Raw genomic sequence first — 12333 nt, 5'->3', positions numbered from 1 at the left:
CTTTTTCAACAGCCTGCTAGCGCGCAAAAAAATTATAGGGCCACACAGTAATTAACTACAAATAACCATGTCAGATCGTTATTGTAAATTTTACTTGGCCTGATAACCATAAAAGCCTGTAAGCTTGCTTTATTCATAATATAAATCTGTTATCGTTCGTTTTCAGTGCGCTGATAATAGCTCATTATGCATTTCCCTTTAGTGAGAAAAATGACACGCTATATCAACTGGCCACATCCCTAAACACGGCACTTATTATCCGCAACTACACACTATGACTGACTGTTTTACATCAAATACACATAGCACCCCCATCATCTGCCTGACCGCAGAAGAATACGGTAATTGGTTAACAGAACAAAATAGGTTGACAAAAAACTGGTTAAAAAATACTCGTTACAAGGCCAAACCAAATAGCATTAGCCTCGTACCAGACCGTGATGGCGCTATCAATAAGATTGTGCTCGGCGTTGCAGACCACCAAGATATGTGGAATCTCGCTGCCTTACCTAAAGTACTGCCTGAAGGTAATTATCAAGTCGATAAGCTTACCGAGCTGCAAGCTTTGGCCTGGGGTTTGGGCCATTATCAATTCAATCGTTACCAATCAAATCAAAATGACCCGTGCTTGGTCAGGCTTTTCACGCCGCAGACACCTAGCTTCAATTTAAATGCCATCAGCACTCAAATTGAAGCCATCACCCTCGCTCGCGACATGATCAACACGCCAGCGTCTGACATGATGCCGCAAGATATCGCTATTGCAGCACAAACATTGGCCAAAAAATACAGCGCCAGTATTAAGCAAATCGTTGGTGATGAGTTGCTCAAACATAACTATCCAACCATCCATGCCGTTGGCCGCGCCAGTGTCCATGCACCGCGATTAATTGATATGCAATGGGGCAATGCTGAAGATAAAAAAATTACGCTAATTGGCAAAGGCGTGTGCTTCGACAGCGGCGGTCTCGACATGAAATCCGCTAAGGGTATGCGCTGGATGAAAAAAGATATGGGGGGTGCCGCCCATGTGCTGGGACTTGCCCAGATGATTATGGCAGAAAAATTACCGGTACGACTGCGTGTACTGATTCCTGCCGTTGAAAATGCGATCTCTGACAATGCCTTTCGCCCTGGCGATATTATTACTACGCGCAGCGGAAAAACAGTGGAAATTGATAACACCGATGCAGAAGGACGCTTGGTATTGTGTGATGCATTAACCGAAGCTGCGAGCGAAAAACCAACATTGATTATCGACTTCGCCACGCTAACCGGCGCAGCACGCGCCGCTGTCGGTACTGAAGTGGCTGCCTTTTTTAGTAATAACAGTGAAATCGCCGCACAGTTAATGGCTCAGTCTGACGTCACACAAGACCCTGCATGGCAACTGCCTTTGCACAAACCTTATCGTGCAATGCTAAACAGTACTATTGCGGACATCACTAACTCAGCAGGAACTGGTTACGGTGGCGCTATTACCGCTGCCTTGTATCTGCAAGAGTTTATCAACAAAGACTGTGATTGGTTGCATTTTGATGTCATGGCCTTTAACACACGTCAACGTGCAGGCCGACCCAAAGGCGGCGAAGCATTAGGACTAAGAGCGGCGTTTGGCTTTATCGCAAACGACTTATAAAAAAGCGTGGCAAGAAAAATAGCCTGTGCAAGCTGGCCATGTTCGCTGCATGGTGCGCTGCTTATAGGAAAATTACTGGAGGAAACTACTGGAAAAACGATAGTGTGGTAAAGAAATCGGGGCTGAAGTCAAAACAGCCCCGAGACACTAAATAACTAAATTAACCTGCCATTGACTTCGCCGCTTTCATCGCCACTGCACGAACAGACTTTGATGCTGGCTTAGCTTTAATCATGATATCTTCACCAGTGAACGGGTTACGACCTGGACGCGCTTTAGTCGCAGGCTTTTTAACTGCTTTTAACTTAACGCCAACATCAGGCACGATAAAGTCACCGCAACCACGTGGCTTAAGATGACGCTCAGCTTGATCAGCCAATGAAGCCAATACTGCTTTCACATCTGTTTTTGTTACACCTGTTGCTTCAGATATTTCAGCGATGATTTGAGTTTTTGTCATACGCTCTTTTACTGCTGTCATTCTTGGTTCGGCCATTTTCTCCCCCCTTGGATTTATTATGGATTGTCTAAAATAAAAATGGTGCGGCGATTATAGCACCGAGTCAATAAAAATTTACACAAAACAGCGATATTCCTGCTAAATCAGTCTCGCCGAATGAAAGCGCAGCTGTCGTTTATAGAACTCTTGCAACAATAATACATGCGCTCGTTATAGTGATACCTTTACACGAGGCACACAACAAGTAAAATGGTGGATTCACCCTGATTTCGTCGCCTAAAGCACCTACTGTTGGTGAAAAACTTGCCAAGACGGACGTATTGGCGGGAATTAAAGTCTCAATCAGGACGATTTCCCCTCATTTTTCTTTTGCCACTTGTCTCGTGCAAAGGTTCCATAGTGATGTCAAGCAACGCTTGCTAAACTAAACTTGAATACAAACGTTTCCTTGTAAAGGTTTCTCGCAATTAGTCCATATTGCTCACCAGACGGCGAAATGATGGCAGCCTAAGAGTCATCCTCGGATTATCTAGCAACAATCTTCATAGCGTAAAAAGATCCCCCCCCGCAGAGCCTGCCCCGTACTTGATGCGAGGGCGAGCATCAAACAAAGGCTCCATGCTGGTGGACAATGCAGGCTAGGCGAGGCTTTAGGCTGCTAACGACAAACCAAGTTGCTACTTGGCTATTACACATACAGCAGCGCACTCGCTGCTATATGTGCCAATCTAATACGCATTACCCTAATGCAGAACAGATATGAATTATAAACTCACCTCAACCATCATAAAAACTATCAATAGTGCGATTTGTATTTTTTTATACTATGAATATAGTGCCTTATCAGCACTCAAAACCCATCAGCCATTCAAATTATTGGCTTAATACTATATATTGAGAAACTTTTTGGGAATTGGAAGAGACACATGAGTAAGGTACGTCTGAACAGTTTTTCGACTCAGCGCACTCTCGAAGTGGCTGGTAACACATACCAATATCAATCGTTACCAGCCTTGGCTGAAGCAGGGTTTGACAATGTCAACCACCTGCCTTATTGCATTAAAATCTTGCTTGAAAACCTGCTGCGTCACGAAGATGGCATAGTGGTCACGCAAGATCATATTAAGACCCTCGCTAACTGGAAAGCTAATAGCAATACCAGCAGCGAAATATTTTTTATGCCAGCACGTGTACTGCTACAAGATTTCACCGGCGTCCCTGCCGTTGCCGACCTCGCTGCTATGCGTAATGCTATTCAACGCTTGGGCGGCGACCCTGCTGTCATTAACCCCTTCACACCTGCTGACCTGGTCATCGATCACTCGGTGCAGGTTGACCACTTTGGCAGCTCTCACGCCTTTGCCGCCAATGCTGAGGTTGAATTTAAACGCAATATCGAACGCTATAAATTCCTCCGTTGGGGGCAAAATGCGTTCAACGATTTTCGTGTCGTACCACCCGATAGCGGCATTGTTCACCAAGTTAATCTGGAATACCTAGCCCATGTCGTAATGACACGACAAGACGGCGATAAGGAGTGGATCTATCCAGACACCCTGGTCGGTACCGATTCACACAGCACCATGATTAATGGTCTAGGCATATTAGGCTGGGGTGTCGGCGGTATCGAAGCCGAGGCAGCGCTACTCGGCCAACCGAGCTCATTACTCATACCTAAAGTCGTTGGTGTGCGCTTATTAGGCAGCGCCGCTGCCGGCACGACAGCAACTGATATCGTACTTGCAATTACCCAGCGTCTACGTGCCCATGGTGTAGTCGGCAAGTTTGTTGAATTTTATGGCCCAGGCTTGTCGTCACTAAGCCTTGCTGACCGTGCAACTATTGCTAATATGGCGCCAGAATATGGTGCTACCTGCGGTTTATTTCCGGTCGATGAAAAAACTACTGACTATATGCGTTTGACTGGCCGTGACGAAGCCCAAATCGAACGTACAGTAGCCTACTTTAAGGCCCAGCAGTTTTGGTATAGCGCTGAAGACGAAACACCGCAATATTCTGAGCAATTAGACTTTGACCTGACCAACGTTGAACCCGCATTAGCTGGGCCGACACGACCACAAGATCGGGTACCACTGAGCCAAGTACGCAAATCATTTCGTCATGCGCTGGTTGAACATCTTGGCGAAGAAGCCGGGATCGAACAAGAAGCCATTACTTCATGGCTGGACGAAGGTGGCCAACCTATGCTGGTCGCGCCTGAACTTGCGCACACACACCCCGATGAGGATATGGATGTATTCGGTTTAAGTGTCCCGGTCAGACAGCCAGATGGCCTGTCTTACAATATATGTCACGGTTCCGTCGTCATTGCTGCGATCACTAGCTGCACCAATACATCAAACCCCTCTGTCATGCTAGCTGCCGGATTAATTGCTCGCAACGCTGTGCGCTTGGGTCTCCGCACCAAACCCTGGGTGAAAACTAGTCTCGCGCCGGGCTCAAAAGTGGTGACCGATTATTTGAACGAAGCCAATGTCATGCCCTACCTTGAGGCTCTCGGCTTTCATTTGGTCGGCTACGGTTGCACCACGTGTATCGGCAATAGTGGCCCCCTCGCGCCGCACATTAGTGAAGCAATTCAGCAAGGCGATCTTGCTGCAGCAGCGGTATTATCCGGTAACCGTAATTTTGAAGGCCGTGTTAATGCCTTGGTACGTGCTAACTATCTAGCGTCACCACCGCTGGTCGTGGCGTATGCGTTGGCAGGTAATGTCAATATCGACCTGACCTCAGACCCACTCGGTGCAGACCCTAGCGGCGAATTAATTTATTTAAAAGATATTTGGCCAGACGAAGAAGAGATTGAAGCATTGATTCGTACTGCGGTAACCACCGAACAGTTTAAGACAAGCTATAAAAGTATCTTTGAAGGTAGTGAACATTGGGCAAAACTCGACAGCTCTAGCAGTGAATTATTCGATTGGGACAAAAATAGCACCTATATCAAAGAGCCACCGTTCTTTTCTGATATGGAGGTAACACCTGCACCACTTGAAGATATTGCCGATGCACACATTCTTGTTCACGTTGGCGATTCGGTGACTACTGACCATATTTCGCCAGCCGGATCCATTGCCGTTGACAGCCCTGCCGGGCGCTATCTCATTAACCAGGGCGTCAAAGTGGAAGACTTTAACTCCTATGGTGCGCGCCGTGGCAATCATGAAGTGATGATGCGCGGCACCTTTGCCAATATTCGTCTGCGCAATAAATTAGTGCCTGGCGTCGAAGGTGGCGAAACACTTTTCATCCCGGACAATAAACAGATGTCAATCTTTGATGCGGCGCGTAAATATCAAAAACTCAGCATGGCTACCATTGTTATTGCTGGCAAAGAATACGGCACTGGCTCATCACGTGATTGGGCTGCAAAAGGACCAAAATTACTTGGCATACGTGCGGTAATTGCTGAAAGTTATGAGCGCATTCATCGCTCTAACCTCATCGGTATGGGTATCTTACCTTTACAGTTTAATAATGGCGAAAATGCTGAGACGCTTGGCCTGAAAGCCGATGATCGCTTCTCTATTAGCGGCATTGCCACACTAGACCATCGTGATAAGGTTAAAATCAGCGTCACTTCCAGTGACGGTAAGCAGCGTGAATTCCATGCTATAGCCCGTATTGATACCCCCAATGAGGTCGAATATTTCCGCCATGGCGGTATTTTGCCGTATGTATTACGTGAAGCTCTGCAATAGGGATAACCAATTACTTAATTAGACGTACCCTAAAAAGTACATGGCGCTACCGGTATAACGTTTATCGGCAGCGCCATACCGCCTGTATGGCAAAAATACTGATATCGGCACGCAACATGCTAGGATGTATTTATAACGTTGGAGAGTGGAAGGAGTCAAAAATATGTCGTCAGAACATCGCCAATACCCTCGGGAACATACCATGCTGGATACCATTTATTTTACCGAAGACACGGCGCATAATCGCATGCATTTTTGCGGCACTGTGACAAACCTAAGCCACGGTGGCGTTGGCATGGATGTGGTCGCGCCACATCAACTGAACGATACGGTATGGCTAGAAGGGGTTAGCGCGTCAAACGAGCCAACTGCTGCTATCGTACGCTGGATCGAAGAACATAAAGACAACTATCATATCGGGTTAGAGTTCACGCCCCAACGCCCGAACCGCGAGCCCATCGATCAAGTCTAATTAGACAAAACAACCTACAAACCGAATTAGTTAGGCGGTCGATGCACGCTGGCTGACGCGAGTAAACGTTACGCTGTCGTCCACCAAACCGGCAGCAATCACGTCACCCGGCCCAAACTTCCCTGACAAAATATCCTGCGCCAGTGGGTTTTCAATCATCTGCTGTATCGCACGTCGTAACGGTCTCGCGCCGTAGACAACATCAAAACCTGCCTCACCAACTTTATCTAATAAAGTTTTAGAAAAGCGAATTTCCATATCACGCTCATGCAATCTCTGGCTCAAGTCTTTGAGTTGTATAGTGGTAATCGCGTTAATATGCACTTGACCCAGGGGATGAAATACCACCGTATCATCAATACGGTTAATAAATTCGGGCCTAAAGTGCTGACTGACAACAGCCATCACTGCGGCTTTCATCGCATCATAATTATCTTCGCCAGCGAGCTCTTGGATTAGTTCCGAACCCAAGTTCGACGTCATAATAATAACGGTATTACGAAAATCAACAGTACGACCATGACCATCAGTTAGGCGGCCGTCATCAAGCACTTGTAATAATATATTGAACACATCCGGGTGCGCTTTCTCGACCTCATCCAATAACACGACGCTATAAGGCCGACGTCGCACTGCCTCCGTGAGATAACCGCCTTCCTCGTAGCCGACATAGCCTGGCGGTGCCCCAACCAAACGCGCTACCGCATGTTTTTCCATAAACTCAGACATATCGATGCGCACCATGGCATCGTCGCTATCAAACATGAATTGCGCCAAGGCCTTAGTCAGTTCGGTTTTACCAACACCGGTCGGGCCAAGAAATAGAAACGAACCATTAGGCCGACTGGGATCTGACAAACCCGCACGTGAACGCCGAATTGCGTCTGACACGACTTTAACAGCTTCTTTTTGGCCAATAACCCGCTCGCCTAAGCTAGCTTCCATGTTGAGTAATTTATCGCGCTCACCTTCAAACATTTTATTGACAGGGATACCCGTCACCTTGGAAACCACTTCAGCGATTTCTTCTTCAGTGACCTTATTACGTAACAAGGTCATATCCGCCATCTCGGTTTGCGATTCCTTATCAAGCTGCTTCTCAAGCTGAGGGATTTTGCCGTACTGCAATTCAGACATGCGCGCTAAATCACCGGCCCGACGTGCCGTCTCAAGTTCGAGACGAACACGCTCTAATTCTTCTTTAATCTGTTGTGAACCCTGCAACGCCGCTTTTTCTGCACGCCACACTTCATCAAGATCAGCAAACTGTCGTTCTAACTCGCTGAGCTCACTTTTCAGCGCCGCTAAACGCTTCTTAGACGCATCATCTGTTTCTTTGCTGACCGCTTCGTGTTCGATCTTAAGCTGAATAATACGCCGCTCCAGCCTGTCCATTGCTTCCGGTTTTGAATCGATTTCAATACGAATGCGGCTGGCCGCCTCATCAATCAAGTCAATCGCCTTATCGGGTAAATTACGATCTGTGACATAACGATGTGACAAGGTGGCTGCGGCAACCAACGCCGGGTCGGTGATATCGACACCATGATGCACTTCATATTTTTCTTTTAAGCCACGTAAAATCGCAATGGTGTCTTCAACAGACGGCTCATCCACCAATATTTTTTGAAAACGACGCTCAAGGGCAGCGTCTTTTTCAATATTTTCACGGTACTCATTCAACGTGGTGGCACCGACACAATGCAATTCGCCACGCGCCAGCGCCGGTTTAAGCATATTACCGGCATCCATTGAGCCCTCAGCCTTGCCGGCGCCAACCATGGTATGAAGCTCATCGATAAACAAAATAACCTGGCCTTCTTGCTTGGACAGATCGTTCAGCACAGCTTTCAAACGCTCTTCAAAATCACCACGAAATTTTGCCCCGGCAATCAAAGCACCCATATCCAGGGATAATAAACGCTTACCTTTTAAACCTTCGGGCACTTCACCATTGATAATACGCTGCGCCAAACCCTCGACAATCGCCGTTTTACCGACACCCGGCTCACCGATTAAAACAGGATTATTTTTAGTCCGACGTTGCAACACCTGGATCGTGCGACGAATCTCTTCATCGCGACCAATCACCGGATCAAGCTTGCCCTGCTCCGCACGCTCAGTGACATCAACGGTATAGCGCTCCAGTGCCTGGCGATGTTCTTCCGCATTAGGATCGTCAACAGCCTCACCACCGCGTATCTCGTCAATAGCTTTTTCCAAGGAACCCTTGCTGGCACCGGCCTCACGCAGCAATTTACCCAGTTCGTTTTTATCATTAACGGCGGCCAGCACAAACAGTTCGCTGGAAATATAAGCGTCTTTGCGATCTTGCGACAACTTGTCACAGACATTAAACAAGCGACCCATGTCCTGCGACAAATGGACTTCACCCGCAGTGCCCTGAACACTCGGCAGGCGATCAATCAATTCGCTCAAATGTGAGCGCAGACTATTGACCTCGACTCCAGCATTACTTAATACGTGGCGAATCGTACCGCCCTGCTGATCAAGCAGTGCCATCATTAAATGAGCAGGCTCAATAAATTGATGATCACGGCCAACTGCCAAACTCTGCGCATCAACCAACGCGACTTGAAACTTACTGGTTAATTTATCCATCGCCATTGCCTGACCCTCATATCGTTCTCATTACTGTACTGTAAATTTGCAGTCAAAAACGTATTTATCTTTATCTAATAATATTTAACATCACTGCTGCCCCGTTAACCTCACATCGTCATGCCGGACGTGTTCCGGCATCCAGTAAGTGCTTGAAACCACTGGATTCCGGAGCCTGCCCCCATGTCAAGCACGGGACAGACCCTGCAGATTAGGCAGTTGAAATACTGCACGAACGAGTTAACGGGACAGCAGTGATTTAACATAGTGTTATTATGAGTCGTCTTCAAGGAAAAAAACAAACCCCCCCTCAATAAATAATTTCATTCTGGTAGATGACCATTGACATGCACCCATTTAACACAGAGCGGCTTAACGAGATCATCGCACTCGATGTCCGTCTCGCCCTAACTGTAGACGTTGGCCCCGGCGACGCCACTGCCGCATTAATTCCAGAGACTCAACTGTGCCATGCACAACTAATCTGCCGTGAACCCGCCGTACTGTGTGGTCGCCCTTGGTTTGATGCGGTATTTGCCGCGATGGATGACAATATCAAAATCACCTGGCATTTTGACGATGGCGATAAGATTGCCGCAAACAACCTTTTGTGTGAACTGCATGGCTCTGCACGCGCCATCATTACTGGCGAACGCTGCGCCTTGAATTTTTTACAAACACTATCAGGCACGGCAACCCTAGCAAAACGCTATGCAGAAAAAGTAGCCGACCTGCCTACGACGATACTCGATACACGCAAGACCATCCCCGGCCTGAGATACGCGCAAAAATATGCCGTCAAAACAGGTGGCTGTGATAATCATCGCTTTGGCCTCTATGACGCCATATTAATCAAAGAAAATCACCTTATTGCCGCAGGTTCTATTGACAACGCAATAACGCTACTAGAGAAAACCTATTCTGAGCTATCCATTGAAATGGAAGTCGAATCCCTCGATGAGATGGACAGCGCAATCAATGCTGGTATCAAACGCCTATTGTTAGATAATTTTACCCTCGACCAATTAAAAGCCGCCGTGGCTAAAAAACCCGATGAAGTTAAATTAGAGGCTTCAGGCAACGTCGATCTCAATACAGTGAGAGACATCGCCCTCACAGGCGTCGACTATATCTCGATAGGCGGTTTAACCAAACATGTCACTGCCATCGATTTATCAATGCGCCTGGCTTTAGAAGGTTGTTGACAAATTTTCTGCTCGTGTGAGGCTTATACTGTGGATAAAGGGGTAGGTTTAAGCTAACCCTTTTAGTGAAAAAGAACCCGTAATTACGTTATCACTCCTTACAGACTACACTGACTGTTCTAACTTGATAAAGTAGCTAAATCATGGTATCGACTTTTGGCGACGTTTTTACTGAAATGGCAGTGTTGCTGTTGATGGCAGCCGTCATCGGCGCCATCGCTGTGCGGTTGCGCCAGCCGTTGATCGTCGCCTTCATCGTGGTAGGCATCCTGGCAGGGCCGTCCGTACTTGGCTGGGTGTCGGCAAATGATCAGGTCGATCTGCTGGCCAAACTGGGTATTGCGCTGCTGTTGTTCGTAGTGGGTCTCAAGCTGGATCTGCACATTATCCGCACCATGGGGCCAGTGGCACTGGCCACCGGGCTAGGGCAGGTCTTTTTCACCTCAGTAGTTGGCTATTTCCTCGCCATCGCCCTGGGCATGCGCCCAGTGACAGCGCTTTATGTGGCGGTGGCGCTGACCTTTTCCAGCACCATTATTATTGTCAAGCTGCTGTCCGACAAGCGCGAAGTAGACGCGCTGCACGGGCGCATCGCCATCGGTTTCCTAATCGTTCAGGACATTGTAGTGGTGCTAGTGATGATTGGTCTGGCTGCACTGGGTGAGGCCGGCGATGTCACCGGCTTGGGCCGGGAGGCGATTACGGTATTGGGCAAAGGTGTCCTGTTCATCGTCGCCATTGGTGTGTTGATGCGCTATGTGCTGACACCGCTACTGCACCAGCTGGCCCGCTCGCCGGAGTTGCTGGTACTGTTCGCCATTGCCTGGGCAGTGGCCTTGGGTGCGGCAGGCGCGCATCTGGGGTTCAGCAAAGAGGTGGGGGCCTTTCTTGCGGGGGTATCGTTGGCCTCGACGCCCTATCGTGAGGCCATTGGTTCGCGTCTGGTGAGTCTACGCGATTTTCTGCTGTTGTTTTTCTTCATCGATTTGGGCGCCGGACTGGAACTGGCGACACTCGGCGCGCAGGTGTTGCCGGCCATTATCCTTTCGCTGTTCGTACTCATTGGCAACCCGTTAATTGTCATGATTATTCTGGGGATGATGGGTTACCGCAAGCGCACCGGTTTTCTGGCCGGTTTGACGGTTGCCCAGATCAGCGAATTTTCCCTCATCCTCGGCGCCCTGGGCCTGAGCCTGGGCCATATCGACACCGACACCATGGGTCTTATCACCCTGGTGGGCTTAATCACCATCAGCGCCTCCACCTATATGATTCTGTACTCTCACCCCCTCTATGAGCGGTTTGCCCCTTGGCTGGGTGTGTTCGAGCGACAGCGGGCATATCGGGAAGAGGCCCAGGATCGGAATACGCAGGAGAGCGGATACGACATCGTCCTGTTCGGTCTGGGCCGGTTCGGCTCTGCCATTGCACGCGAATTGCAGCAACGCGGTCATCGTGTACTAGGCGTGGATTTTGACCCCGAATTACTGCATCGACAAGAAGCACACGATTATACGGTGCGTTTCGGTGACGCTGAGGACCCCGAGTTTCTAGCCACTCTGCCGCTCGCGCAAGTAAATTGGGTGCTTAGCAGCGTGCGTGAAAAGAGTATCAATCTCGCATTACTGCATGGCTTGCACAATTTTGCTTACCAAGGGCGCGTGGCGGTGACCGCACATGGCGCCCGTGATGCCCGACAATTGCAAGAGGCCGGGGCCGACCGGGTGCTGATTCCTTACGCCGATGCGGCGGCAGAGACCGTTGACAAACTGTTTGGCGATGACAGCAATGAAGGTATAACGTGACAAGGCGGAGCGAACTTTTTATTGCCGCTGCCGTGATGATGGTAGGTTTATTGTTGCGGGCAGTGGCGAATGCCCTACACGATGCACGATTGATTGAGACAAAGGGGTCTGATTGGACTGCCCCGGGTTCGGTAGACAACTCCAGGTATTGGAAATCATATGAGCGGTCAACGCTACACACCAGAATTCAAAGACGAAGCAGTTCGCCAGGTCGTTGAAAGGGGCTACTCGATCACCAACTCTTAAAGGGGTCAGACCCCTTTGCTTCTCTTTTTTTGCCATGGCCTCCTGAATGATTTCAGACTTTAACCGCTCCTCGGCATACATTTTTTTGAGGCGTCGATTTTCGTCTTCTAATTCTTTCATTCTGGCCATTAATGACGCATCCATACCGCCATACTTTGCTCG

At 48.5% G+C, this 12333-nt stretch carries 7 protein-coding genes and 1 pseudogene; 5 read left to right on the top strand and 3 right to left on the bottom strand.

The features are described 5' to 3' along the window. Positions 1-274 precede the first annotated feature (274 nt). Positions 275-1639 carry a leucyl aminopeptidase family protein gene (locus JKY90_06175; GenBank protein MBL4851850.1) on the top strand — a complete coding sequence of 455 codons (1365 nt, stop codon included), beginning with the start codon at positions 275-277 and terminating at the stop codon, positions 1637-1639. 160 nt (positions 1640-1799) lie between these two features. Here the strand turns inward: JKY90_06175 and JKY90_06170 are convergent, their stop codons facing one another. Continuing rightward, positions 1800-2135: an HU family DNA-binding protein gene (locus tag JKY90_06170; protein MBL4851849.1), complete on the bottom strand. Its 336-nt coding sequence runs from the start codon at positions 2133-2135 to the stop codon at positions 1800-1802. Between the two features lie 890 nt (positions 2136-3025). Between JKY90_06170 and acnA the strand changes: the two genes are divergently transcribed. Together acnA and JKY90_06160 are read left to right on the top strand one after the other, a co-directional pair. Further along, positions 3026-5821: an aconitate hydratase AcnA gene (gene acnA, locus JKY90_06165; GenBank protein MBL4851848.1), complete on the top strand. Its 2796-nt coding sequence runs from the start codon at positions 3026-3028 to the stop codon at positions 5819-5821. A gap of 163 nt (positions 5822-5984) precedes the next feature. Next, positions 5985-6293 (top strand): PilZ domain-containing protein, encoded by a 309-nt coding sequence (locus JKY90_06160; GenBank protein ID MBL4851847.1) that lies wholly within the window; start codon positions 5985-5987, stop codon positions 6291-6293. Between the two features lie 30 nt (positions 6294-6323). On the opposite strand, the gene clpB is transcribed toward JKY90_06160, so the two are convergent. Beyond that, a complete protein-coding gene (gene clpB / locus JKY90_06155; GenBank protein ID MBL4851846.1) occupies positions 6324-8915 on the bottom strand; it encodes an ATP-dependent chaperone ClpB in 2592 nt (863 codons plus the stop codon). Between the two features lie 347 nt (positions 8916-9262). Between clpB and nadC the strand changes: the two genes are divergently transcribed. Both nadC and JKY90_06145 read left to right on the top strand, forming a co-directional pair. Next, positions 9263-10120, top strand: a complete 858-nt coding sequence (gene nadC, locus JKY90_06150; GenBank protein MBL4851845.1) for a carboxylating nicotinate-nucleotide diphosphorylase — start codon at positions 9263-9265, stop codon at positions 10118-10120. A gap of 143 nt (positions 10121-10263) precedes the next feature. Beyond that, on the top strand, positions 10264-11925 hold the full coding sequence (locus JKY90_06145; protein MBL4851844.1) for a cation:proton antiporter: 1662 nt from the start codon (positions 10264-10266) through the stop codon (positions 11923-11925). 270 nt (positions 11926-12195) lie between these two features. On the opposite strand, the pseudogene JKY90_06140 reads toward JKY90_06145, so the two are convergent. Next, positions 12196-12333: pseudogene (locus JKY90_06140) on the bottom strand (IS3 family transposase).

The organism is Gammaproteobacteria bacterium (assembly GCA_016765075.1).
In the GTDB taxonomy this organism is placed as follows: domain Bacteria; phylum Pseudomonadota; class Gammaproteobacteria.
The sequence above is the reverse complement of the archived record's forward strand: the minus strand, read 5'-3'. Positions and strand labels throughout refer to the sequence as shown.

Bases quoted from the DNA above. Each gene is read 5' to 3' on its own strand.
- JKY90_06160 (MBL4851847.1), top strand. From the start codon at position 5,985: ATGTCGTCAGAACATCGCCAATACCCTCGGGAACATACCATGCTGGAT.
- clpB (MBL4851846.1), bottom strand. From the start codon at position 8,915: ATGGATAAATTAACCAGTAAGTTTCAAGTCGCGTTGGTTGATGCGCAG.
- JKY90_06145 (MBL4851844.1), top strand. From the start codon at position 10,264: ATGGTATCGACTTTTGGCGACGTTTTTACTGAAATGGCAGTGTTGCTG.
- JKY90_06170 (MBL4851849.1), bottom strand. From the start codon at position 2,135: ATGGCCGAACCAAGAATGACAGCAGTAAAAGAGCGTATGACAAAAACT.
- JKY90_06175 (MBL4851850.1), top strand. From the start codon at position 275: ATGACTGACTGTTTTACATCAAATACACATAGCACCCCCATCATCTGC.
- acnA (MBL4851848.1), top strand. From the start codon at position 3,026: ATGAGTAAGGTACGTCTGAACAGTTTTTCGACTCAGCGCACTCTCGAA.
- nadC (MBL4851845.1), top strand. From the start codon at position 9,263: ATGCACCCATTTAACACAGAGCGGCTTAACGAGATCATCGCACTCGAT.